The organism is Streptomyces sp. BE20 (genome assembly GCF_036322525.1).
Taxonomy (GTDB): domain Bacteria; phylum Actinomycetota; class Actinomycetes; order Streptomycetales; family Streptomycetaceae; genus Kitasatospora.
Window position 1 is genome coordinate 1 of the sequence record NZ_JAQYWW010000751.1, and the last position, 307, is coordinate 307.

Genomic DNA, 307 nt, shown 5'->3' on the forward strand with positions numbered 1-307 from the left:
ACCCCCACACAAACCGTGAAGGTAGCCCGAAATGAGGACCTCAAGGCCCTCGCCGCCCGTGACAACTTAATCATGGCCCAGCTGATGGACCGCACCGTGAAAACCAGGGGCAACAACCAAAAGGGCCACCACCCGCACCGGGGCGCGGCGGCGCGGGGTGGTGCCGTCGCCGAGCTGGCCCTTGTCGTGGAGGCCCCAGGCCTGGACGGTGCCGTCGGACAGCACCGCCAGGTTGTGGGCGGAGCCGGAGGCGATGCCGACCACGCCGGACACGCCGGGGACGGGCACGCTGGTGTTGCGCTGGGTG

At 69.7% G+C, this 307-nt stretch carries 1 pseudogene; it reads right to left on the reverse strand.

The annotated features are described in order from the left end of the window. Positions 1–66: 66 nt before the first annotated feature. Positions 67–307 (reverse strand): annotated as a pseudogene (locus tag PUR61_RS16505) (RCC1 domain-containing protein); the annotation flags it as partial.